Source organism: Streptomyces sp. NBC_01478, from assembly GCF_036227225.1.
GTDB lineage: Bacteria > Actinomycetota > Actinomycetes > Streptomycetales > Streptomycetaceae > Streptomyces.
This window is the reverse complement of sequence record NZ_CP109444.1, coordinates 2,529,775-2,553,157: the sequence shown is the minus strand read 5'-3', so window position 1 is coordinate 2,553,157 and position 23,383 is coordinate 2,529,775. Positions and strand designations below refer to the sequence as shown.

General features: G+C 70.5%; 17 protein-coding genes and 1 tRNA gene. 12 read left to right on the top strand and 6 right to left on the bottom strand.

Going from position 1 to position 23,383, the window contains the following annotated elements:
* Positions 1 to 2: 2 nt before the first annotated feature.
* Entirely contained in the window at positions 3 to 593 is a 591-nt protein-coding gene (locus OG223_RS11400) for a hypothetical protein (protein WP_329246089.1), read from the top strand.
* A gap of 130 nt (positions 594 to 723) precedes the next feature.
* Positions 724 to 3,456 (top strand): exo-rhamnogalacturonan lyase family protein, encoded by a 2,733-nt coding sequence (locus OG223_RS11395; protein ID WP_329246087.1) that lies wholly within the window; start codon positions 724 to 726, stop codon positions 3,454 to 3,456.
* Between the two features lie 170 nt (positions 3,457 to 3,626).
* Here the strand turns inward: OG223_RS11395 and OG223_RS11390 are convergent, their stop codons facing one another.
* A complete protein-coding gene (locus OG223_RS11390) occupies positions 3,627 to 4,082 on the bottom strand; it encodes a peptidoglycan-binding domain-containing protein (RefSeq protein WP_329246085.1) in 456 nt (151 codons plus the stop codon).
* Positions 4,083 to 4,323: 241 nt separating this feature from the next.
* Here OG223_RS11390 and OG223_RS11385 point away from each other — a divergent pair, with 241 nt between their 5' ends.
* The 3 genes from OG223_RS11385 (at position 4,324) to OG223_RS11375 (ending at position 7,746) form a co-directional block, all read left to right on the top strand.
* Positions 4,324 to 5,016, top strand: coding sequence for a response regulator transcription factor (locus tag OG223_RS11385; protein ID WP_329246082.1), 693 nt, complete (start codon positions 4,324 to 4,326; stop codon positions 5,014 to 5,016).
* Complete coding sequence (locus OG223_RS11380) at positions 5,013 to 6,518, top strand: HAMP domain-containing sensor histidine kinase (RefSeq protein WP_329246080.1); 1,506 nt, start codon at positions 5,013 to 5,015, stop codon at positions 6,516 to 6,518. Before OG223_RS11385 ends, OG223_RS11380 begins: the two co-directional genes overlap by 4 nt.
* 142 nt (positions 6,519 to 6,660) lie before the next feature.
* Positions 6,661 to 7,746 carry an IS630 family transposase gene (locus OG223_RS11375; RefSeq protein WP_329246077.1) on the top strand — a complete coding sequence of 362 codons (1,086 nt, stop codon included), beginning with the start codon at positions 6,661 to 6,663 and terminating at the stop codon, positions 7,744 to 7,746.
* On the opposite strand, the gene OG223_RS11370 is transcribed toward OG223_RS11375, so the two are convergent.
* The gene (locus OG223_RS11370; protein WP_329246074.1) at positions 7,743 to 10,121 is read right to left on the bottom strand and encodes an SCO7613 C-terminal domain-containing membrane protein; all 2,379 of its coding nucleotides are present in this window, start codon (positions 10,119 to 10,121) and stop codon (positions 7,743 to 7,745) included. The two genes, OG223_RS11375 and OG223_RS11370, sit on opposite strands and share 4 nt — an antisense overlap.
* 102 nt (positions 10,122 to 10,223) lie before the next feature.
* Here OG223_RS11370 and OG223_RS11365 point away from each other — a divergent pair, with 102 nt between their 5' ends.
* The 3 genes from OG223_RS11365 to OG223_RS11355 all read left to right on the top strand — a co-directional run bounded on the left by OG223_RS11365 (position 10,224) and on the right by OG223_RS11355 (position 12,675).
* The gene (locus OG223_RS11365) at positions 10,224 to 10,670 is read left to right on the top strand and encodes an SRPBCC family protein (RefSeq protein WP_329246072.1); all 447 of its coding nucleotides are present in this window, start codon (positions 10,224 to 10,226) and stop codon (positions 10,668 to 10,670) included.
* A gap of 39 nt (positions 10,671 to 10,709) precedes the next feature.
* Positions 10,710 to 10,781 (top strand) — tRNA-Val (locus tag OG223_RS11360).
* A 175-nt stretch (positions 10,782 to 10,956) separates the two neighbouring features.
* Complete coding sequence (locus OG223_RS11355) at positions 10,957 to 12,675, top strand: DUF2207 domain-containing protein (RefSeq protein WP_329246070.1); 1,719 nt, start codon at positions 10,957 to 10,959, stop codon at positions 12,673 to 12,675.
* A gap of 140 nt (positions 12,676 to 12,815) precedes the next feature.
* On the opposite strand, the gene OG223_RS11350 is transcribed toward OG223_RS11355, so the two are convergent.
* Positions 12,816 to 13,541: a 3'-5' exonuclease gene (locus OG223_RS11350; RefSeq protein ID WP_329246066.1), complete on the bottom strand. Its 726-nt coding sequence runs from the start codon at positions 13,539 to 13,541 to the stop codon at positions 12,816 to 12,818.
* A gap of 181 nt (positions 13,542 to 13,722) precedes the next feature.
* Between OG223_RS11350 and OG223_RS11345 the strand changes: the two genes are divergently transcribed.
* The 3 genes from OG223_RS11345 to thrS all read left to right on the top strand — a co-directional run bounded on the left by OG223_RS11345 (position 13,723) and on the right by thrS (position 17,603).
* Complete coding sequence (locus tag OG223_RS11345) at positions 13,723 to 14,289, top strand: DUF4365 domain-containing protein (protein ID WP_329246064.1); 567 nt, start codon at positions 13,723 to 13,725, stop codon at positions 14,287 to 14,289.
* Positions 14,286 to 15,515 carry a hypothetical protein gene (locus tag OG223_RS11340; RefSeq protein ID WP_329246061.1) on the top strand — a complete coding sequence of 410 codons (1,230 nt, stop codon included), beginning with the start codon at positions 14,286 to 14,288 and terminating at the stop codon, positions 15,513 to 15,515. Before OG223_RS11345 ends, OG223_RS11340 begins: the two co-directional genes overlap by 4 nt.
* A gap of 111 nt (positions 15,516 to 15,626) precedes the next feature.
* Positions 15,627 to 17,603: a threonine--tRNA ligase gene (gene thrS, locus OG223_RS11335; protein ID WP_329246058.1), complete on the top strand. Its 1,977-nt coding sequence runs from the start codon at positions 15,627 to 15,629 to the stop codon at positions 17,601 to 17,603.
* Positions 17,604 to 17,640: 37 nt separating this feature from the next.
* Here the strand turns inward: thrS and OG223_RS11330 are convergent, their stop codons facing one another.
* Positions 17,641 to 18,297 carry an ion channel gene (locus OG223_RS11330; protein ID WP_329246055.1) on the bottom strand — a complete coding sequence of 219 codons (657 nt, stop codon included), beginning with the start codon at positions 18,295 to 18,297 and terminating at the stop codon, positions 17,641 to 17,643.
* A 67-nt stretch (positions 18,298 to 18,364) separates the two neighbouring features.
* Between OG223_RS11330 and OG223_RS11325 the strand changes: the two genes are divergently transcribed.
* Positions 18,365 to 18,925 (top strand): HIT family protein, encoded by a 561-nt coding sequence (locus tag OG223_RS11325; protein WP_329246052.1) that lies wholly within the window; start codon positions 18,365 to 18,367, stop codon positions 18,923 to 18,925.
* Between the two features lie 161 nt (positions 18,926 to 19,086).
* On the opposite strand, the gene OG223_RS11320 is transcribed toward OG223_RS11325, so the two are convergent.
* Positions 19,087 to 20,754 carry a hypothetical protein gene (locus OG223_RS11320; RefSeq protein WP_329246049.1) on the bottom strand — a complete coding sequence of 556 codons (1,668 nt, stop codon included), beginning with the start codon at positions 20,752 to 20,754 and terminating at the stop codon, positions 19,087 to 19,089.
* 208 nt (positions 20,755 to 20,962) lie between these two features.
* On the bottom strand, positions 20,963 to 23,158 hold the full coding sequence (locus OG223_RS11315) for an elongation factor G-like protein EF-G2 (RefSeq protein ID WP_329246046.1): 2,196 nt from the start codon (positions 23,156 to 23,158) through the stop codon (positions 20,963 to 20,965).
* Positions 23,159 to 23,383: the final 225 nt, after the last annotated feature.

Below are 23,383 nucleotides of genomic sequence, written 5' to 3'. Positions count from 1 at the left end.
CGGTGGCCGAGGCACGCGTGAAGGCACGCAGGGAGTCGGTCTTCGCCGAGCGGTTCGGGGTGTTCGCCGAATGTCTGCTCACCGGGGTGTGGATCGCCGTCGCGTCGGCGGGAGTTGTCACGTACCCCGCCGCGTTCGCAGCCGGGGCACGGCACTTGAGGCGCCGCACGGCCCATGTCGGCGGTGGCTGGCGGGAGTTCGTGGCGGACTTTCGGGCGGCATTGCGCGGCGGGTGGGTCGTCGGGGTCGCCGGATGGGGTGCGGCGGCTGCCGTATGGGTCGATGTCCAGGCGGTGCGCGCCGGGCTGCCCGGGGGGCCGCTCGTCGGGGCCGTCGGCGTCTTCGCCCTGCTCGGGATCGTCGTCGCCGGGATGCGCGCGGCGGCGGTCTGGGCGCCGGGGGACACCTGGCGGGCGCTGCTCGCCGAGGCCGGGCGCCGTACGGTGCTCGATCCCGCCGGTTCCTTCCTGCTCGTCGGCGGGCTGGTCCTCGTCGGCTGTTCCGCCCTGCTCATCGCACCGTTGGCGGTCCCCGTGCTGGGGGCCGTCGCCGCGGCGGCCGTCGCCGTGGAGGAGCGGTACCGGCACCCCTGACGGGCGGTGCCCTCGCACCGGGCCGGCGCGCCCCGGGCGCCGTACCTCTCTCTGTCATGCCCCTGATCACCTGAAGGCGAAGAACACCTCCCGCACAGCCGTCCCGCACGGAAGGAAAGGCTGAAACCTCATGTCTCCCATTCCCCGCAGGTCCCTGCTCAAGGCGGCCGCCGTCGCCGGTGCCGCCGCGCAGTTCAGTTGGGCGCTAGGAGCGAAGGATGCCCAGGCCGCGCCAAGAGCTGCGGCGGCCGACGACCCGGTGACCCTCGACTGGTTGGAGGACGGCGGTCTCGGTGCCGCGCCCGGTTCGACGGTCGGTGTGCCGTGGCCGATGGGCACCTATCAGGAGGACCAGACGTTCGCGCTGACGGACGCCGGGGGTGCGGCCGTTCCCGTGCAGTCCTGGCCGCTCGCGTACTGGCCCGACGGATCGCTCAAGTGGACGGCGCACGCGGTGAGTTCGGGCTCCGGGAAGCTCACCCTCACCGCCGGGGACACGGCCGTCCCCGAGGAGAAGGTCACCGTCGACAAGAGCGGCGGCACCATCGACGTGTCGACCGGGGTCATCACCGCGAAGATCGGCAAGAACGGCTCCACGATCGTCAAGTCGGTCACCCGGGGCGGCACGGAGATCGCCAAGAACGGCCGGCTCGTCCTCATCCGCCAGCCGGAGATCGAGGACGAGGACCAGGGCTCGGTGAAGACCGAGCGCTTCGACGGGGTGATCGGCGAGGTCACCGTCGAACAGGACGGCCCGGTAAGGGCGGTGGTCCGCATCGATGGCAAACACCGCAAGGGCGGCCGGAGTTGGCTGCCGTTCTCGATCCGCCTCTACTTCTACGCGGGCGCCGACTCCTTCCGCATGGTGCACACGATCACCTTCGACGGCACGGTGGAGCCTGGCAAGGCCAGCGGTGACTTCATCCGAGGGCTAGGGGTGCGCTTCACCGTGCCGATGCGGGACGCGGCCTACGACCGCCACATCCGCATCGGCGGAGAGGGAACTGGCCTGCTGCGCGAGGCGGTCCAGGGCATCACGGGCCTGCGCCGGGACCCGGGCGCGACCGTCCAGGCGGCCCAGTACGCGGGCCAGAAGCTGGCCGATCCGTCGACGTGGGACCAGCGGGTGACGACCCGCCTCCAGTACATCCCCAAGTGGGGCGACTACACCCTCTCCCAACTCTCCGCCGACGGTTTCACCCTGCGCAAGCGCACCACCAAGGGCTACGGCTGGATCCCCGCCGGCGGTGGCGGACACGCCTCCGGGTTCGGCTACGTCGGCGGGGCGAGCGGCGGATTCTCCTTCGGGCTGCGGGACTTCTGGGAGAAGTTCCCCGCACAGCTCGACATCCGCGACGCGCACACCGACGAGGCCGAGGTCACCCTCTGGCTCTGGTCGCCCGAGGCCCAGCCGATGGACCTGCGCTTCTACCACGACGGCATGGGCCAGGACACGTACGCCAAGCAACTCGAAGGCCTCGAAATCACCTACGAGGACTACGAACCCGAATTCGGCACCCCGTACGGCATCGCCCGCACCTCCGAACTCCTCTTCTGGGCCAATGAGTTCACCCCGACACCCGAGACTCTCGCCCAACAGGTCGCAGCGGTACGGGTGTTGCCCCAACTCGCCGCCCCGCCACGGCAGTTGATCAAGTCCAAGGTCTTCGGCCCCGGCCTCTACTCCGAACCCGACCGCTCCACCACCGCCAAGGCCAAGATCGAGGACCACCTCGACTTCCTCTTCAGCTACTACAAGGGCCAGGTGGCGCAACGCCGTTGGTACGGCTTCTGGGACTACGGCGACTTCATGCACTCGTACGACACCGTGCGCCACCAGTGGCGCTACGACATCGGGGGCTACGCCTGGGACAACTCCGAGCTGTCGCCGGACATCTGGCTCTGGTTCGCGTACCTCCGCTCGGGCCGCTCGGACATCTTCCGGTTCGCCGAGGCGCTCACCCGGCACACCGGCGAGGTCGACGTCTACCACCTCGGACAGTGGGCAGGCCTGGGCACGCGGCACGGTATTCAGCACTACGCCGACAGCGCCAAGCAGCAGCGCATCGCCAACACCACCTACCGGCGCTACTACTACTTCCTCACCGCCGACGAACGCGTCGGCGACCTCATGGCCGCCAACGTCGACTCCGACGAGACGTTCCTCGTCCTTGATCCGATCCGCAAGATCCGCACCGCGCCGTACACACCCGACCGGCATGCCCTGTCGATCGGATTCGGCACGGACTGGAGCGGGTTGGTGTCGGCGTGGCTGACCGAGTGGGAGCGCAGGGGCCCCCAGTGGGAGAAGGCGAAGGCGCGCGTCCTGTCCACGATGGAGACAATCGCCGCCCAGCCCAACGGATTTGTGCAGGGGAGCGGGCTGTACGACCTCGACACGGGCAGGTTCGCCGTCGCCTCCGCGCCCGTGGTCTCCGTCTCGCACCTCTCGGCGGTCTTCGGTCTCAACGAGCTGTGCGCTGAACTGATTTACCTGGTCGACATGCCCAAGTTCAAGGAGGTGTACATGGATTACTGCCGCTACTTCAACGCCTCCAAGACCGAACAGGCGGCACGCTACGGCTCCAACTTCGGCACCCTGCTGCTCTTCCAGGGCCATTCACGCCTCGACGCCTACGCCGCCGTACAACTCGACGACGCGACGCTCGCCAAGCGGGCCTGGGCGAAGTTCTACGGCTCGGACGGCTACATGGAGTCGTCGCCGTGGAAGACGGAGCCGCTGACCGGCCCGGTCACCCTCGTCCCGGGCGGCGAGGCCGCATGGGTGTCGTCGAACGACACCGCGCTGTACGGCCTCGCCGCCATCGAGAACCTGGCGCTGCTCGGAGACAGGATGCCCTAGAGGTGATCGCGTCAGGGCTGCCGAAGTGTGGCTACGGCGACGTGAGTTGGGACCGTCGAGGCGTCGTGGCAGACACTGCGCACATGCGTAGCGGTGGTTGAGCCGACAGCAGGCCCGTCGACAGACGGCGGGCCTGCGCGGGCGCGCGGCTCCGGCCCGGCCCGGCTACGTCATGGCCGCAGGTAGCAGTAGCCCGTGTGCCTGCCCTTTTGGCCGTTGGAGTAGTCGTATGCCTGGAAGGCGAAGTAGGAACTGGTGATGGGACCGAAACGGCCGTCCACCGTCAGCACGTTGCCCCATTCCCTGTTGATCTGCGTCTGGGCGTTCCGCACCGCCTGTTTGGTGGCGGGCCCGAAGTCCGAGTCCTCCGCGATGCCCTGGCCGTAGCAGGCGTTCAGGCTCTCCTGCACGACCAGCACGGAGAGGTTGTGCATGTCCTGGACCACGACGCAGTTGAAGTTTCCCGTGCCCACGGACGGCACATGGAGTTTCCAGTCGCCACCGATACTCACGTTGGTGAAGCCGGTGCACGCGACCTCGGCGGCAACTGCCTTGGGCGCGGCCTGCGCCGACGCCGTTCCCGGGCTGCCCACCACCAGCCCCGCCGGGACGGCGAGTGCCGCCACCGCCGCTAACGAAGCCAGGCTTGCCCGTCGTGTTGTTCGCATGGATTCCCTCTCCTGGTTCTGCGGGACGACGCCGGCCTCTCTGCGACCCACGGGCCCCTGCCGGGATCTCCCCCCGGTCGAAACAGACCCCGGCAGAGGTCCGCGAGACAGGACCATGGCAGGGCGGCGCTGAAGGGAACCTGAAGGTTCCTGAGGGGCTTTCAGGTCCCCCTCAGCCTTCGGCGGCGATGCTGGGGTGATGCGGATACTGGTGGTGGAGGACGACCGGCGGATGGCGGAACTGCTGCGCCGGGGCCTGGTCGGCGAGGGGTACGCGGTCGATGTCGGGCACGACGGGCGCCGCGGGTTGGAACTGGCGCTGGAGAACCCCTATGACGCGGTGGTGCTCGACGTGATGCTGCCGTACGTGAACGGCTACCGGGTGTGCGCGAGGCTTCGGGAGGCGGGGCGGTGGGTGCCGGTGCTGATGCTGACGGCCAAGGACGGCGAGTACGACCAGGCGGAGGGACTGGACACCGGCGCTGACGACTACGTCGTCAAGCCGTTCTCGTTCGTCGCGCTGGCCGCACGATTGCGGGCCCTGATCCGCAGAGGCCGCCCCGAGCGGCCGGCCGTCCTGCACGTCGGCGACCTCGAAGTCGACCCTGCCTCCCGCCGCTGCCGTCGCGGGGCGGCGCCCGTGGCGTTGACGGCCCGTGAGTTCGCCGTACTCGAGTACCTGGCCCGGCGCAGCGGCCAGACCGTCTCCAAGGGCGAGATCCTGGAGCACGTCTGGGACGACCGCTTCGACGGTGACGTGAACCTCGTCGAGGTCTACGTCAGCGCCCTACGCCGCAAGATCGACGCACCGTTCGGCCGGCAGACCATCCGTACCGTTCGAGGCGCCGGATACCGCCTCGATGCCGCCGAGAGCAAACGGCCGGGACCGTGAACCGGCGCCGGCCCGTTCTGCGCCTCCCGTGGCCCGCGACCCTCCGCAACCGACTGACTCTCCTGGTCGCCATCGGCATCCTCGTCCTCCTCGCAGCCATCGCCTTTGCCGTCGCTGTCCAGGCACGCGCATCGTTGCTTGCCTCCACCCGGCAACGCATCCCGAGCCAGTCCGTCTTCGACGAAAGCGCGCCCTATGGGTACGTTCCAGGCATAGGCATAGCGATCTGGGTCTCGTCCCAAGGCGCCATTTACCACTCTTCCTTCGGCATCGACCTAGCTCGCGCTGAGCGACTGCTGCCCTGCACCCGGTCGACGCTCACCGCAGAGGTCTCCGCACCCCACCGCGACACGTTCTGCCTCACCACCATCAAGGCCGATCCCATACGGGCTTGGTCCCAGACCAAGCGCAATCTCGTCAGCGAAGGAAGCCTCTCGCTGCTGCCCTTGAACAACCCCGCCCATGGTTCGGATCCCCTCCGCCGCCTGCTACAGGTCCTGCCGCTGGGAACGACTGACCCGCCCCCCGATCTCTACGTCGTCTACACCCACTCGCTACGCCCCGAACAGGCCCATCTCAACACCATCGTCTGGCAGTTGGCCGCAGGTACCCTCGGGTTCACGCTCGTCGTCGCGGGCAGCACCTGGCTGGTGGCCGGGCGGGTCCTGCGTCCCGTGGAAGCCATCCGGGCCGACTTCGCGGAACTCAGCGCCCACCACCTCGACCGGCGCATCGCCGTACCCCGCGCGGGGCGCGAGATCACCCGGCTCGCCGACACCATGAACACGACCCTCGACCGCCTGCAAGCGGCTGTCGAACAGCAGCGTCAGTTCACCGCGGACGCCTCCCACGAACTGCGCACCCCACTGGCCTGCCTCCGCACGGAACTCGAACTCGCCCTGAACCACCCCGGCACCGCCGACTGGCCCCGCGTCGTCCACGCCGCCCACGACGACACCCTGCGCCTGCAAGGCCTCACCACGGACCTGCTCCTTCTCGCCCGGCTCGACGCCGGACACGCCGACCCGCCCCTCAGCCCTCCCCTTGACCTCACCGACCTCGTCCGCGACGAGACCAGCCGGCGGACGCCCCCACCCCACCTCACCCTGACCGTCCACACTCCCCCCGAACCGCTCCCCGTCGACGGCCACCACGCACTCCTGGCCCGCATCCTCGGCAACCTCCTCGACAACGCCGAACGCCATGCCGCAAGCACCGTCACGGTCCGTCTCACGTGCGACGCCGAAGGCCGGCAGGCCGTCCTTGAGGTCCTCGACGACGGTCCGGGAATACCCCCGGAGCACCACCAGAGGATCTTCGAACGCTTCAGCCGCCTCGACGACGCCCGCACCCGCGACGACGGGGGCGCGGGGCTGGGGCTCGCCATCGCCGAACGCATCGCCACCACACACCAGGGCACACTCACCCTCGCCCCGAGCCCCCAGGGAGCCCACTTCCTCCTGCACCTCCCCACGAGCGCCGACCGCCTCGAGACCCGCTGACCACGGCAACGAGTTGAGACGGTCTGTTGGTGGAGGGCTAGTGAGCTGGTCGTGAGTTCTGGTTTCGCCACGTGGGTCGTGTTCTGTTTCAGATCATGGGTTCGGTGGTGACGGGGGCTGCGGTCCGCGGTGTGCTGGAGAAATGGGTGACAGCAGGCTGGAGCCCCTGGTCTTGTCGGAGACCGAGCGGCTGACGTTACTGGGGTGGGCCAGGCGCCGGACGACCGCGCAGGGTCTGGCGAAGCGCGCACGGATCGTCTTGGCCTGTGCAGACGGCTTCAGCAACACAGCCGTGGCCGCACGGTTGGACACCGATCGGGCGACGGTGCGCCGTTGGCGGACCCGGTTCCTGCGCGACCGGCTCGACGGCCTGTCCGACGATGCCCGTCCAGGCGTGCCGCGCACCATCACCGATGCCCAGGTGGAAGAGGTGGTCGTGCGCACCCTTGAGGACGTCCCCGCAGGCGGTACGCACTGGTCGAAGCGGGGGTTGGCCCGTCAGGTGGGGATTTCCCCCACCGGCGTGCACCGCATCTGGCGCGCGTTCGGCCTTCAGCCCTGGCGGACCGAGGACTTCAAGATCTCTCCTGATCCGCTGCTGATCGACAAGATCCGGGACGTGGTGGGCCTGTATCTGGCACCGCCGGCCCATGCGGTGGTCTTCTCGATGGACGAGAAACCACAGATCCAGGCACTGGAGCGGACCGCGCCGGTGCTGCCGATGCTGCCCGGAGTGCCTGAGCGTCGCAGCTTCGACTACGTGCGGCACGGCACCATCGACCTGTTCGCCGCGCTGAACACGGCAACCGGAAAGGTGATCAGCCGGCTGTCCGCACACCACCGGGCCGTGGACTTCCGCGACTTCCTGACCGACATCGACCGCCAGACCGAACCCGGCCTGGCGGTCCACGTCATCTGCGACAACCTCTCCGCCCACAAGGCTCCGGTGGTTCACAAGTGGCTGCTCGCACACCCCCGATTCACCCTGCACTTCACCCCGACCTACTCATCGTGGATCAACCAGGTCGAGCGGTGGTTCGCCGAACTGCAGCGACGCTGTCCGGAACGCGGTGTCTTCTGCTCACTCGACGATCTCAGGACCGCACTCGACGAATGGATCAAGGTCTGGAACGAGGCCGCCAGGCCCTTCAAGTGGACCAAGACCGCCGACCAGATCATCGACCGGATCTGCCACTACTGCGACAGGGTCTCCGGACCAGCTCACTAGTTCATCTTCCCCAGGACCTCCCGCACCCGTCGGGCGTCCCGGATCCGCTGCTCGTACGTCGCGCCGAGCGCGAGCAGCAGGAGTCCGGCGAGGGCGGGCGGCGCCCAGCGGGGGAGCGCGCCGACGACCTGGACGAGATAGGGGGCGAGTTCGTGCAGCGCGTCCAGGACGAGGGTGCCGCCGCCGAGGACCAGCGGTGCCTGAAGGCGGTGCCGTGCGCCGATCAGGGTGACGGCCAGCGCGGCCAGGCCCAGCAGCAGGGGGCGCGTCCAGTGCGGGTCGGCCCACGCGGTGAGGAGGCTCGGGGCGAGCGTGGCGGCGAGCCCGGGGCCGTAGGCCGGCCAGGACGAGACGCTCGGCTCGCGGCGCCTGCGCAACGCGCCCACCAGCAGCGCCGGGACGGTCACCGGCAGGGTGTACGCCTCGGGGCTGCCGACGTCCCACGCGGACAGCCGTACCCACGTCGCGAGGACGAACAGGACGGCCGCCGCATGGCCGACGTTCCTGCGGTCGGGGCGTACCGCCGTGCCCGCCGCGATCACTCCGCACAGGGCCAACACCAGCGCGAGGACAGGGAGTTCGGCCCCGGCGAGACCGATCGCCAGCACGCCCGCGACGGCACCCGAGAGCTCGACCACCACCGTCGTGATCGGATCCGTGAGGCGCGCGGCGAGCAGCGCGGCCGCCACCGGCACGGCGAGCACCAGCAACGCGGTGTGCTGCGGCTGCCAGTCGAGGGCCGCGCCCACCGCGCAGGCGAGCGCCGTGGCATAGCCCAGCGAGAAGCCGGCCGAGACCGGCGCGAGGCGCCCGCGCCAGGCCGCACCCGCGAACAGGGCGGCCAGCGAGGCGAGTACGGCGAGCGTGGCCGGTTCGGAGGCCAGCGAGAGGGCTGCGAGGTTGAGCGACGTGAACAGGGCGAGGGCCGTGGCGATGCGGTGCGTGAGCGAGAGCAGGGCCACGATGACGAGACCGTCCACCAACAGGCCGATGCCGTACGGCAGTTGCAGTGCGGCCGGGACGACCATCGCCGTCAGCCACACCAGGGACGGGGCGGCGGCCAGGGCCCGTGGCCGCCACGCGGGGCCGCGGACCGCGAACGCCAGCACCGCCGCGACCGCGACGAGCACCAGGGGCGCGGTGCTCTCGTGCGCCGGCCACACCATCTCCGCCGTCGCCGCGGCACGCGCGTCGTCCGGCGCGCCCGACCAGATACGGGACGTCCACGCGACCGGACCGACCAGGGTGGTGGCGACGACCGGCAGGGTCCACAGCAGCGCGATCGCCTGTACGGCGGCGGAGGCCCGGCCGAGACCGTGCCGCACCGGCTCGGGGAGCGGGCCCCGGACGAGCGCCAACAGGCCGATCCCGCACGCCAGATAGCCCAGAACCGCCCAGTCGTAGGGCAGTGGTACGCGCAGCACGCCACCGAGCGCGGCGACCACAAGGAGGCCGCCCGTCGTGGCCATGACCGTCCGCAGTCCCGGACCGGGGACGAGCCACGCGGCGCCGAACGCGCCCGCGGCGGCGAGAACGAGGAGCGCCGTCGCCTTGGCGGCCGCGCCAGGACCGGCCGCCGACGAGGAGATCAGCCCGGCCGCCAGCACGCCCCAGCCGCCCATGCCGAACGCGCCGCCGACGGCGATGAAACGAACGGCCTGTAGGGAGACCCGGAGCGCGACCAGCATGTCGATCACGGCGGTCACCAGCACCGCCGCCGTGATCGTGTGCAGGCCCCCACCAGCCGCGATCACCCAGAGAATCAAGGGGAGTTGAGCGAGTACGAGCGCGGCGGGGAGGGGGAGGCGGAGGGACGGCGAGGCGGGCGTGGCAGCCGCCGGGCCCGGGAGCGCCGCCGTTCCGATGCCGTACGCCGCCCACAGCGCGGCCAGTACTGTCGTCGCTGCCGCCGCGAACATCACGCCGTCCGCGTCTGCGAACGTGACCTCGTGCAGCGCGTAGGTGTCCAGCACCGTCAGGACGAGACCGAGGCCCGCGAGCGACTCGGCCGTGGAACGCAGGCCCCGCCGCAGCAGCGCCACCGGCGCGCCGAGCGCCGCCAGGGTCACCGCGCCGAGGATCAGCGCCCGGCCCGCGATCCCCATGCTGCCCCAACTGACCAGCGTGAACGCCGTCGCGGCCAGAGTGAGCAGGATGCCGCCGAGCAGGAGCAGCAGGTTCTGCACGCCGGGCGCGGTGGTCTCGCGGCGGGGCGGTGCGGCCGACAGCGGCGTCAGGGGCGCGGACCGGGTCGGCTGGAGCACGGTCAGCAGCCAGGCCCGCCGGTGCAGCAACTGCGTGCGGCGGGCGTCCAGTTGGAGCAGCTCGGCGTCCAGGAGCCGCAACTCCACGGCCGGGGGCGGGATGTTCGTCATGTTCCGGAGTCTGGGCGCCGGTCCGCCGTACGACATGAGCGTACGTACTCACAACGTACTCAGTTGTCCGGAGACGGGCCGCCGAGCGGGCAGACTTCCGCCATGGAATGGACCCATTACCGCTTTCACGCCCGATGGTCCCTGCCCGCGCCGCCCGCCGTCGTGTATCCGGCCCTGGAGCGGGCCGAGGAGTACCCGCGCTGGTGGCCGCAGGTGCGCGAGGTGAAGCGGATCGACGACACCACCGGCGTCATCAGCATCCGCGCGAGCCTGCCGTACACCCTGACCTTCACCGCGCGCGAAGTGCGGCGCGACCCGGTCGGCGGAGTGCTGGAGATCGCGATGACCGGCGCCCTGGAGGGCTGGGCACGCTGGACGCTCACGGCCGACGGCTCCGGCACGCTCGCCCGCTACGACCAGGAGGTCGACGTGAACCGGCCGCTGCTCAGGCGGTTCGCCGTACCCGGGCGGCCGGTGTTCCGCCTCAACCACGCGCTGATGATGCGGGCCGGACGGCGCGGGCTCCTCGCACTCCTGGAAGCGGTTTGAAGGAAACCGGCGGGGGCCTGTATTGTTCAGTCCGTTCCCGGGCGATTAGCTCAGTGGGAGAGCGCTTCGTTCACACCGAAGAGGTCACTGGTTCGAACCCAGTATCGCCCACCGGGAAAAACCGGTCCGCATCAGCGGGCCGGTTTTTTTGTATCCCGGGCACGTCCTTGTGTCCGTTGCGCGTCTTGAGGGGGGCCTCATGAGTGGTGGACAAGGCAAGAGACGGAGGGGGAGACGGGGGAAGGCGACTTCCGTGCGGGGGCGCCGAGTTCGGTCGTTGATCGTCATGGTCGTCGTTCTGGTGGTGTTCGGTGGGATCGGCGCCGGCTGCCAGGCGCTCTCGAACACGGAGCGGGTCACCTCGATGTGGGTCGGCGCCGAGATCCGCGCCGACGGGAGCGCCCGGATCACGGAGGTCATCGACTACGACTTCGGGCACTCGGGCTCGACGCACGGCATCTACCGTGACGTACCGGACGCGGACTTCTTCGCCGACGACGTCCGGGCCACCATGGACGGACACAAGGTCCCCTACGCCGCTGCCTTCGGCGACTCCTACCGGGACGTGAACGGCAGGGAGTCCGTCGCCGACCGGCTCAAGGTGGGCGACCGCGACCGCACGGTCGGGGGAGTGCACCGCTATCGGCTCCAGTACACGGTCCCCGACGCGGTGAAGGGCGGCAAGCTCGCCTGGGACGCCGTCGGCACCGGCTGGAAGGTCGACCGGGCCGATGTGGAGATCCACGTGGTGGACGCGCACGGGCTCACCGGTCTCCGCTGCGTGCACGGCGACTGGGACGACGGGAAGCCCTGTTCGGTCCGGCAGAGCGAGCCGGGACACCTCGTCGCCAAGCTCGACAGGCTGAGCGGACACGAGGGCCTCACGCTCTACGCCACCACCGCCGAGAGCAGGACCGCGACCCCGGCGGTGCTGCCAACTGCACCCACCGGCAAGGCTGTTGGTGCCTCCCTCCCGCATCCGCTGCGCAACGGCGGGCTGTTCCTCGCCGTCGCCCTGGTGTGTGTCGCGCTGACGCTCGGCGTCCTGCGGTTCCTCGGGCGCGACCGGGTGCGGGCGGACGGCGGTCGGGTACGGCGCGTCGAGGTCGAGCGGCTCGCCCGGTCGGTCACCCCGTCCGCCGCACCGCCCGAGGAGCTGACCCCGGCTCAGGGCGGCATCCTGCGCATGGAGACGGTCACGGACCAGCACAAGGTGGCCTGGCTGCTCGACGCCGCCGCCGACGGCCATCTCACCATCGAGGGCGACGACCGGCATCCGGTCCTACGGCGGCACGGGCGCCCGGTGAACCGCGAGATCAGGGACGTACTGGACCGGATGTTCGCCGGCGGCACCGGCCTGGTCCTCGGCCGGCGCGACGCGTCGTTCAAGGCGGGCTGGGAGGACCTCTCCTCGAAGCTGGACAACTGGCGCAAGGCGAGCGACCTGTGGGACAGGACCCTCACCGAGCGGCTCACCCGGTGGGGCTGGGGCCAACTGGCCGTGCTGCTCCTCGCGTTGGTCCTCGTGGTCACCGGCGGTGTGCTGAACGGACATCGCGTCGCGGCCGGACTTCCCGTCCTGCTGGTGGGTGCCGTGACCGCCGGTCTCGGTCTCGCCGTCGTCGCCCGCGGCTGGGAGTTGGACAGGCGGACCCCGCGCGGCAGCGCCCTCTGGCTCCAAGTCGAGGCGTTCCGGCGGTACTTGGCCGACCCGGCCACCTGCCCCGACGCGCCTTCCGCCGAGGAGACCGCGGACCGCTACACGGCATGGGCGGTGTCCCTGGGTGTCGAGGCCGCCTGGGAACAGGCCGTCGGCGCCTCGACCTCGGCGGCGCGAGCGCGGCGGAGTTTCTCCCTGGGTGTCAGTGACGCCCTGCTCGCCGCCGTCGTCGTCTCCGCGGCCAACGCGGCCTCCGGCTCCGGGAGTTCGGGCCGCTCCGGCGGCGGTTCCTCCAGCGGCGGAGTCGGTGGCGGCGCCGGTGGGGGAGGCGGCGGCTCCTGGTGAGGTGCGGGGGCGCCGGGCCGGCGCCCTCTTCGGCTGATGGGGTTCTGGTCCAGGCTTCCCCGTCGGCAGGGACGGACGTCGGCCCGGGCGCCCATCCGGTCAGGCCGCCCCGCCCCGCACGCTCAGGCCGCCCCGTCCACTCAGGCCGCCGCGTCCAGCTCCGGGCGCAGCGGCCACGACTGGTCCACCGACTCCGGCGTACCACTGCGCGCGAACCACGCCTGTAGCCCCCGCGCCTGGGCCGCGTGCCACGTCGACTGCAGGGTGTGCAGCTCGGCGGGGGAGAGGCGCTCCAGGCGGGTCGCGAAGCGGCGGCCCAGGGCCCGTACCACCTCCAGGGAGGCCAGCGCGTCCGCGCCCGCGTCGTGCGCGCCGTCCAGCGTGACGCCGTAGTGCGCGCACAGGTCGGTGAGGGTGCGGCGGCCCTTGCGGTAGCGGTCCAGGTGTTTGTCCAGGACCCGGGGGTCCAGCACCCGCAGCGCCGTCGACTCGAACCAGTGGTCCAGCGAGCACGCGCGGTGCCGGCGCAGCTCGCGGTCCAGCAGCGTCAGGTCGAACGGTGCGTTCATGACCACCAACGGCCGTCCCATGGCCGCCTGTTCGCCCAGCTCGTCGGCTATCTCACGCATCACCGGCGCCGGCCAGCGGCCGTTGCGCTGAAGATGCTCGTCCGTCAGTCCATGGATCGCCGTCGCCCCGGCGGGCACCGGCACCCCCGGGTTCACCAGCCACCGGGTCACCCGGGGACGGGTACCGGGGGCGTCCTGGACGACGACGGCGGCCGACACTATGCGGTCGGTCTCCACATCCACGCCCGTGGTCTCCGTGTCGAACGCGGCCAACGGGCCCTCGTACCAGCACGTCATACGTACACAACTCCTCGTTCACCCGCGGCAGGTGACGCACCGTCTTCTGCCAGTTTGGTGATACCCGGGCTGTTTGCGCCGTACGCCGGAAGGACACAACAGGAGTGCGGGTCTTTGCAGTTCAGCGACCCGATCAGGCATTCAGCACAGCAATTCACCTGAATTTGAAAGGCTGTTGGTCATGGTGATAGCGCAGCCCGAGCGGGGCGGGCTGCTGCCCGAACGGACGGCACCCCATCGCGGATCGCTCGCCACCACCGCCTGCATGGAAACGTTGCAGGTGGGCTATCTGCACGCCGTCGCCGCCGCGGCCGGCTGCTCGCTGTCGCAGCCCTTTCCGGACAACGGCATCGACTGGCACGTCAGTCACGGCTCCCCCGGGCACACGGTGGACGACGAGGTCACGATAAAAGTGCAGCTCAAGTGCACTTACCAGATCGCGCCGAACCCGCCCGGACGTTCCTTCTCCTTCACGCTCGACAACGACCATCTGCGCAAGCTCGCCCGCACGCCGGTCTCGGTGCACAAGATCCTGGTCGTGATGCTCGTCCCGCGTTCACAGGACGACTGGCTGCGCGCCAGCCACGACCGGCTCGACCTGCGGCACTGCTGCTACTGGGTCAACCTCGCCGGTCACGCGATCACCGGCCGGACCCGGACCACCGTGCGGATACCGACCTCGCGCATCTTCGACGACCGGGCGCTGTGCGAGATCATGACGCGGGTCGGGACGGGAGGCAGGCCATGAGGCACCGCTCGGTCGAGGAACACCTGCGGTCGGTGCGACCGCACCCCGACGACCCGGCCGACACCTCCTGGGCGGGTCCCCCCGCCCCCGATCAGGTCGACCCCGCCGTCCTCGGCGCCCTGCTGCGCCGGCACGGCTGGCAGCGGCGCGGCGGCGCCCCCGGACGGTACGGCCGCTGGACCCCACCCGGGCCCGGCGGCTCGGGCACCAGCCTGCTGGTCCCCGAGAGCCGGGCCTTCCCCGACAGCGACGACCTCCTCGGCGAGGCGCTCATCGCGCTCGCCCGCAGCAACACCCCCTCCGCCCGCGAGGTCCTCGTCGGCCTCGCCGTACCGAGCGACGAGATCCGCTGGTGGCGCGACATCCCCGCCGGACCGGCCGGCGCCGCGCCCTGGACCGTGGAGGAGCAACTCCGCGCCGCCGCCCGCCAGATGCTGCTCGCCGCCGCCCTCGCCACCCGCGCGCGTGCCGGCTACTACGGCGCCCGCCACCGCCGCCCCGCCGCCGCGTCCCTGGACCACGTCCTCGTCGGCTCCGCACCCGGCGGCCGGCAGCTCACCGCGTTCATCCCCGTCGAATCCGGCCGCACCCTCGCCGTACGCCTCCACCAGGCCCTGTACGCGACCCGCGAGGCCATCGACTACGAGCGGGCCACCGGTGGCATGGACGCCTTCGACGGAGCCGTCGAGGCGGGCGTCAGCCGCGAGCTGACCGAGGCCGTCGTCGCGCTCGTGCGCGGCACCGAGGGCGCCCGGATCGCCGTCGAGTGGGCGCCGGGCGCAGGGGTGCCCGAGGGGTGTGCCGCGCCCGCCGAGGCCGTCGAGTTCTCGCCGGGCGACCTGCCGGTGCTGCGCGCGGCCGGGGCCCGCTATCTGCGCGAGGAACCCTCCATGCCCGTGCGCATCACCGGCTCGGTGGTGCGGATGCGCCGCTCGGGGCCGCGCGGCGAGGGCACCGTACGGATGCAGGTGATCGCCGGCGCCGAGGTCGGGCACGTTCGGATGACGCTGGACGAGGAGTCGTACCGGATAGCGGGTCATGCCCACCTGGTCGGGCTCCCGGTGCGGGTGCACGGGCGGCTGGAGAGCCGGGGCGGCTTCCGCAGGCTGACCGGCGCCTCCGGGGTCGTACCCGTGCAGGTGGACGAGGCGGAGCGGGACCGGCTGATGAAGTCCCTTCAGGAGAATCTCGACTTCTTCGAGGAGGCGTGCAGCGGGGAGGACTGAGACAGGGGGGAGGGCGACCGTTTCGCGGTGCGCCCCCTAGGGTCGGTACGATCCCCTATTGCGCGCGCCCACGGTATGGCGCCGCATCCACCCTGCAGTCAGGAGAGACCGGTGTCAGACGTCCGTGTGATCATCCAACGCGATTCCGAGCGGGAAGAGCGCACGGTGACGACGGGCACGACGGCCGCCGAGCTCTTCGCCGGCGAGCGCTCGATCATCGCCGCGCGCGTGGCCGGAGAGCTCAAGGACCTCGCGTACGTCGTCGCCGAGGGTGACGAGGTCGAGGGCGTCGAGATCTCCTCCACCGACGGCCTCAACATCCTGCGCCACTCCACCGCGCACGTGATGGCGCAGGCCGTGCAGGAGCTGTTCCCCGAGGCCAAGCTCGGCATCGGCCCGCCGGTCAAGGACGGCTTCTACTACGACTTCGACGTCGAGCGGCCGTTCACGCCCGAGGATCTCAAGGCCGTCGAGAAGAAGATGCAGGAGATCCAGAAGCGCGGCCAGCGTTTCTCGCGCCGCGTGGTGACCGACGAGGACGCCCGCGCGGAGCTGGCGAACGAGCCGTACAAGCTCGAACTCATCGGCATCAAGGGCTCCGCGTCCACCGACGACGGCGCGGACGTCGAGGTCGGCGGCGGCGAGCTGACGATCTACGACAACCTCGACGCCAAGACCGGCGACCTGTGCTGGAAGGACCTCTGCCGAGGCCCCCACCTGCCGACCACCCGCAACATCCCGGCGTTCAAGCTGATGCGCAACGCGGCCGCCTACTGGCGCGGCAGCGAGAAGAACCCCATGCTCCAGCGCATCTACGGCACCGCGTGGCCCTCCAAGGAGGAGCTGAAGGCGCACCTCGACTTCCTGATCGAGGCCGAGAAGCGCGACCACCGCAAGCTGGGCAACGAGCTCGACCTGTTCTCGATCCCCGAGCAGATCGGCTCCGGCCTCGCCGTCTTCCACCCCAAGGGCGGCGTCGTCCGCCGGGTCATGGAGGACTACTCGCGCCGCCGCCACGAGGAGGAGGGCTACGAGTTCGTCTACACCCCGCACGCGACGAAGGGGAAGCTCTTCGAGACGTCCGGGCACCTGGACTGGTACGCCGACGGCATGTACCCGCCCATGCAGCTCGACGAGGGCGTGGACTACTACCTCAAGCCCATGAACTGCCCGATGCACAACCTGATCTTCGACGCGCGCGGCCGCTCCTACCGTGAACTGCCGCTGCGCCTCTTCGAGTTCGGGACCGTGTACCGGTACGAGAAGTCGGGCGTCGTGCACGGACTGACCCGCGCGCGCGGCTTTACGCAGGACGACGCGCACATCTACTGCACGCGCGAGCAGATGGCCGACGAGCTCGACAAGACGCTCACCTTCGTCCTCAACCTCCTGCGGGACTACGGCCTGAACGACTTCTACCTGGAGCTGTCCACCAAGGACCCGGAGAAGTTCGTCGGCTCGGACGAGGTCTGGGAAGAGGCCACGGAGACGCTGCGACAGGTCGCCGAGAAGCAGGGGCTGCCGCTGGTTCCGGACCCGGGCGGCGCCGCGTTCTACGGTCCGAAGATCTCCGTCCAGACGAAGGACGCGATCGGGCGGACCTGGCAGATGTCGACGGTGCAGCTCGACTTCAACCTGCCGGAGCGGTTCGACCTGGAGTACACGGGTCCTGACGGGTCCAAGCAGCGGCCGGTCATGATCCACCGTGCGCTGTTCGGTTCGATCGAGCGGTTCTTCGCGGTGCTGCTCGAGCACTACGCGGGGGCGTTCCCGGCGTGGCTGGCGCCCGTGCAGGCGGTCGGGATTCCGATCGGGGACGCGCATGTCGAGTACCTGGAGAAGTTCGCCGTAGCGGCCAAGAAGAAGGGTCTGCGCGTCGAGGTCGACTCCTCCTCGGACCGGATGCAGAAGAAGATCCGCAACGCGCAGAAGCAGAAAGTGCCGTTCATGGTCATCGTCGGCGACGAGGACATGAACGGCGGGACGGTGTCCTTCCGTTACCGCGACGGCTCGCAGGAGAACGGCATCGCGTTCGACGAGGCCATCGCCAAGATCGAGCAGATCGTGGCGGAGCGGGCGCAGGTCTGACCCGGTCGTTTCGGCTTCGGGAGGCCCTCGGGAGAGCTCAGCTCCCCGGGGGCCTCTCGTCGTCCTCCCGGGCGAAGACCTGGAGCAGCCAGGAGGCGAAGGTTCCGGTGACCGCGCCGAGCAGGGCCAGGCCGATGGCCATCATTCCTACGGCGATCAGGCGGCCGAGCGGGGTGACGGGGGCCACGTCTCCGTAGCCGACGGTCGCGAAGGTCGCGCAGGTCCACCACACGGCGTCGCCGAACGTCCTGATCGTCGCGCCCGGGGCCGTGTATTCCTCGTGGTAGACGGAGAGGGCGCCGGCGAAGCCCAGCAGGACGGTGGACAGGCCGGCGTAGACGATCACGCGCGCGTGCAGCGCGAGCCGGGGCTGTCCGTGCCGGCGCTGCACGGCCTCGTACACCTTGACGACCCGCAGCGGGCGCAGCAGGGGCAGGAGCAGGACCAGGGTGTCCAGCCAGTGCGTGCGGACGAAGCGCAGCCGCCGGCCGCTCAGTCGCCAGCGCACCGCGTAGTCGACGGCGAAGAGCGCCCAGGCGGCGAACAGCACGGCGAGGCAGATGTCCTGCCCGGTGTCCGGCAGGCCGTGGGCCAGGATGCGCACGGCGTACGCGGCGAGGAAGACAAGGGACGCCACGGCGAGGGGGACCTCCGTGTGCTGCTCCCAGCGGGCCGTGCGGCTGTCGTCGTCCATCGGCCCAGCTTGGCCCGGGAGGCGTTTCGCGCAACCCCGGCGACACGCCGCGAACGGGCGAAGCCATATGCTTTCCTGCATGACGAGTGAGCCGGAGCAGCAGATCGGAGTGGGCACCCCGGACGCGTTCCAGCGCCTCTGGACGCCCCATCGGATGGCCTACATCCAGGGCGAGAACAAGCCGACCGGCCCCGGTGCCGACGACGGTTGCCCCTTCTGCTCGATTCCGGCGAAATCGGATGAGGACGGGCTGATCGTCAGGCGCGGTGAGCTGGTGTACGGGGTGCTCAATCTGTACCCGTACAACGGCGGCCATCTGATGGTCGTGCCCTATCGCCATGTCGCCGACTACACCGACCTGACCGACGCGGAGACCGTGGAACTCGCGGCGCTCACCAAGCAGGCGATGACGGCTCTGCGCACCGCGTCAGGCGCCCACGGCTTCAACATCGGGATGAACCAGGGGAGCGTGGCGGGCGCGGGTATCGCCGCCCACCTGCACCAGCACATCGTCCCGCGCTGGGGCGGCGACACGAACTTCATGCCGGTGGTCGGCCACACGAAGGTGCTGCCCCAACTCCTCGCGGACACACGGAAGATGCTGGCGGACGCGTGGCCCACGGTGTGAATCGCGGGCCGTCCGACGCCTTTCCGGCGCGGGCCCGCAAAGTCAGCCCGTCCGGCGTTTGAGGACGAGGCCGTCCAGGCCGACAGCGGGGGTCTGGGGGCGCAGTCCCCAGGGACCGCACCCCCACTCACCCGCACGTCACCCGCTCAGCCGCCGGAGGCCTACGCGTCGTAGAGGTCGGCCTTCCTCGGTGACACGTCCTGCACCCCTCCGCTGAGGACCGACGAGCGGTTGCCGAACTTCTCCGTGTCGACGCCGTTCTCGTCGAGGACCCGGATCGCCGCCGCGTGCACCACGCGCAGGACCGGTGTCGCGGCGCGCAGCGCGTCGTCCGCCATGAAGCGGTGGCGCCAGGGCTGGTCGGCCCAGGCGTGCCGCAGGCCGAACGGCTCGGGCAGGGATATGGAGCCGCCGAGCCAGTTCAGCAGCGGCGGGTACCAGGTGATCGGGGCGCGGACCGCGAGGCGCACCACTTCGTCGGCGGGGACGAGGGGGAGCTTGACGCTGCGGTTCTCCCACGGCTTGAAGGTCTTCTGGACGCTCTTGGTCGGGGCCTCGGGCTTTCCGGTGAACAGCGAGTTCACGGGGCCCAGGGCGTGCCCGGTGATCTCGATGCGGAGCGTCTTGTGCAGCACGGTGACCGTGATCATCATGGTGATGACCAACTGCCCTTCCCAGAGCGTCCATTGGACGCCCAGGTAGTGGCGGTCGCCGGCGCCGAACTGCTGCTTGTTGCAGATGTCCTGTATCGCGTGCGACTTGACCTGGTACGCGTCCACGTCCGTGCCCTCGGGCCGGGACACGGCCTTGGCGCCCTCACCGATCGGCGTCACGACCCAGTGGCGTATGGACGCCTTCGGGAAGCCGCCGGTGTTGATCGTGTTCCGCTCCAGCATCCGCAGGTCGTCGTGGATGTTGCGGATGACGTCCCAACTGCGGAAGGGGTGGATCTCCCGGTCGGCGTCGCGCGCGATCAGGTCCTCGGCGAGCTGCCAACTGCCCCAGCGGGTGCCCATGCCGAGGATGCCCTTGGGCCCGGCGTAGAAGATCGAGTTGGACTGCTGCTCGGCGCTGAGCTTGGCCAGGGACTGGCGGAGCTGCTCGGCCTGGGTCTCGCCGGGGCTGGTCGGCACCGCCTCGGGGACCTTGGCGCCGACGCTGCTGCCCGACAGCAGGCTGCCCCAGCGCTCGCGCAGATCCTTCGCGGTGTTCTCGCAGACCTGCTTGGCCCACAGCCAGCCGACCACGGGGAGGACGACGCACGCGCGTGCGTACCAGGACCAGAAGCCCGCGAAGGGCATCTTGATCAGGAAGATCACGGCGACCGCGCCCACCGCGACGAGCAGGGTCGTGGCGATCGCGCCGGCCCTCTTGTTCGTCTGGGTGCGCTTGTCGATCAGGCTGCGCAACTGGAAGACCAGCAGCCAGACGACGAGTCCGGGCAGGAACAGCAGGCCGCAGAGCACCATGATCATGGACAGCCTGTTGTCCCGCGCGCGGCGGATGTTGTTGGCCGCCAGGGCGTGCTCGACGACGGCCTGCGGTTCGGTGCCGAACGACTGGATGAGCGGCTTGCGTCCGGGGCCGAGCATGCGGGCCACCAGGGCGCCGGAGAACGCCTCACCGAGGTTGGGGCGGAAGATCGTCGCCCACTTGCGGCCCTCGTTGACGGCCGTCTGGTGCCATTCGTTGTCGGCCTTCTTGATGTCCGCCACCGGGTTGTCCCGGTAGGCCGCCGAGGCCAGCGCGAAGGTCGCCGTCTGCCCCTCGTCGCCGGTACGCGGCACCTGTGGTCCGAAGATGTCCGCGTAACCGCTGTCAACGGTCATTCCCGCCCCCGATCGCCGCTGCTCCCGCTTCTGCGGCTTTCCCGACTTCCGTGCTCCGCACACCTGTTGATCAGGTCATCAGCGTATCGGCCATCACCGACATCCGTCGGCGGACGGCATAAACCGCCCGCCGAAGCGGAAGGGAGCGCTCCATACAGGCCACTTGCGGGTCGCCGCGCGCCACGAGTGAGCCGCCCGGTATCAACTCCTATACGTCGCCCGCCTTTTCGCGGATCCGATCGGCGATCTGTGGAGGCATCGGTTCGTGGCGGGCGTAGGCGCGGTTGAAGCGGGCCGTGCCGTGCGAGAGGGAGCGGAGGTCTACGGCGTAGCGGCCGATCTCGATCTCCGGCACCTCCGCCCGGATCAGCGTGCGCCCGCCGGTCGTCTGCTCGGTGCCGAGCACCCGGCCGCGCCGCCCGGAGAGGTCGCTCATCACGGCCCCCACGTAGTCGTCGCCGACCAGCACGGTCACCTCGGCCACCGGTTCCAGGAGATGGATCTTCGCGTCGGCCGCGGCCTCCCGCAGCGCCAGCGCGCCGGCCGTCTGGAACGCGGCGTCCGAGGAGTCCACCGAGTGCGCCTTGCCGTCCAGGAGCGTGATCCGTACGTCGAGAAGGGGATGGCCGGCCGCGACTCCCCTTGCCGCCTGGGCCCTTACGCCCTTCTCCACCGACGGGATGAACTGCCGGGGCACCGCGCCGCCGATGACCTTGTCGACGAACTCGATGCCCGTGCCGCCCGGCAGCGGTTCGACCTCGATCTCGCAGATCGCGAACTGCCCGTGTCCACCGGACTGTTTGACATGCCGGCCGCGCCCCTGCGCCTTGGCGGCGAACGTCTCCCGTAGGGAGACCTTGTGCGGTACGAGGTCGACCTGGACGCCGTAGCGGCTGCGCAGCCGTTCCAGGGCGACGTCCGCGTGGGCCTCGCCGAGGCACCACAGGACGACCTGGTGGGTGTCCTGGTTCTGTTCCAGGCGCATGGTGGGGTCCTCGGCGACGAGCCTGCTCAGGCCCTGCGAGAGCTTGTCCTCGTCCGCCTTGCTGTGCGCCTGGATGGCGAGCGGCAGCAGCGGGTCGGGCATCTCCCAGGGCTCCATCAGGAGCGGGTCGTCCTTGGCCGAGAGGGTGTCCCCGGTCTCCGCGCGGCCCAGCTTCGCCACGCAGGCGAGGTCGCCCGCGATGCAGTGCGTGAGCGCCCGTTGTTGCTTGCCGAAGGGTGCGGAGAGGGCGCCGACGCGTTCGTCGACGTCGTGGTCCTCGTGCCCGCGGTCGGCGAGCCCGTGCCCGGAGACATGGACGGTCGCGTCGGGCCGCAGCGTCCCGGAGAAGACACGCACCAGGGAGACCCGGCCGACGTACGGGTCGGAGGCGGTCTTCACGACCTCGGCGACCAGCGGCCCGTTCGGGTCGCACGTCTTCAGCACGCGCGCCCTGCCGTCGACCGTGGTGACCCCGGGTGCCTCGCGCTCCAGCGGGGTCGGGAAGCCCCCTGTGATCAGCTCCAGCAGCTCGACCGTGCCGAGGCCCTGCCGGGCGCCCTCGGCGGCGGGGGCGGCGGCCAGAACCGGGAAGAACACCCCGCGCGCGACGGCCCGTTCCAGGTCGCCGATCAGCGTCTTGACGTCGATCTCCTCGCCGCCGAGATAGCGGTCCATGAGGGTCTCGTCCTCGCTCTCCGCGATGATCCCCTCGATGAGCCGGTTGCGGGCCTCCTCGATCCGCGGCTGCTGGTCGGGCCCGGGTTCGGACTCCTTGCGCTCCCCGGACGCGTAGTCGAAGAGCTTCTGCGACAGCAGCCCGACCAGACCGGTCACGGGCGCGTGCCCGTCAGGACCCGGCGCGCCGTGCAGCGGCAGGTACAGCGGGAGTACGGCGTCGGGGTCGTCCGCGCCGAACGCCTCCGCGCAGTGGCGGGTCATCGACTCGAAGTCCGCGCGGGCGGACTCCAGATGCGTGATGACGATGGCGCGCGGCATGCCGACCGCCGCGCACTCCTCCCACACCATGCGGGTCGAGCCGTCCACGCCGTCGGAGGCCGAGACGACGAAGAGGGCCGCGTCCGCCGCGCGCAGACCGGCCCTCAACTCGCCGACGAAATCGGCGTACCCGGGGGTGTCGAGAAGATTGACCTTGTACCCGTCCCAGTCGACGGGCACCAGGGAGAGCTGCACCGAGCGCTGCTGCCGGTGTTCGATCTCGTCGTAGTCGGAGACGGTGCCGCCGTCCTCCACGCGGCCCGCCCGGTTCACCGCCCCCGCGGTCAGCGCGAGGGCCTCCACCAGAGTCGTCTTGCCCGATCCGGAGTGGCCGACCAGCACCACATTCCGTACGGACGCGGGGTGGTCGGCCGCCGTAGCCCTGCCGGCGGCTCCGGGGTGTGCGTTCGCCTTGTCGCCCATGGCCTTGCCTCCCGTGCACGGTGAGGTCACTGTGGGCGCGGACACACGCAGCCGCGTGCGGTGGCGGCTCCGATGACGCCCGCGGTGGTTCGAGCTTTCCACTCCCGTCACGGTGCGTCCATACAGCGGACGCGATCCGACCGCCGACACCGATGGCATCGAGTCGTGCTGCAGCCATTCAAAACATGGGCGCACGGGTGCCCGGCCGTCGCCCACGCGCGCGCG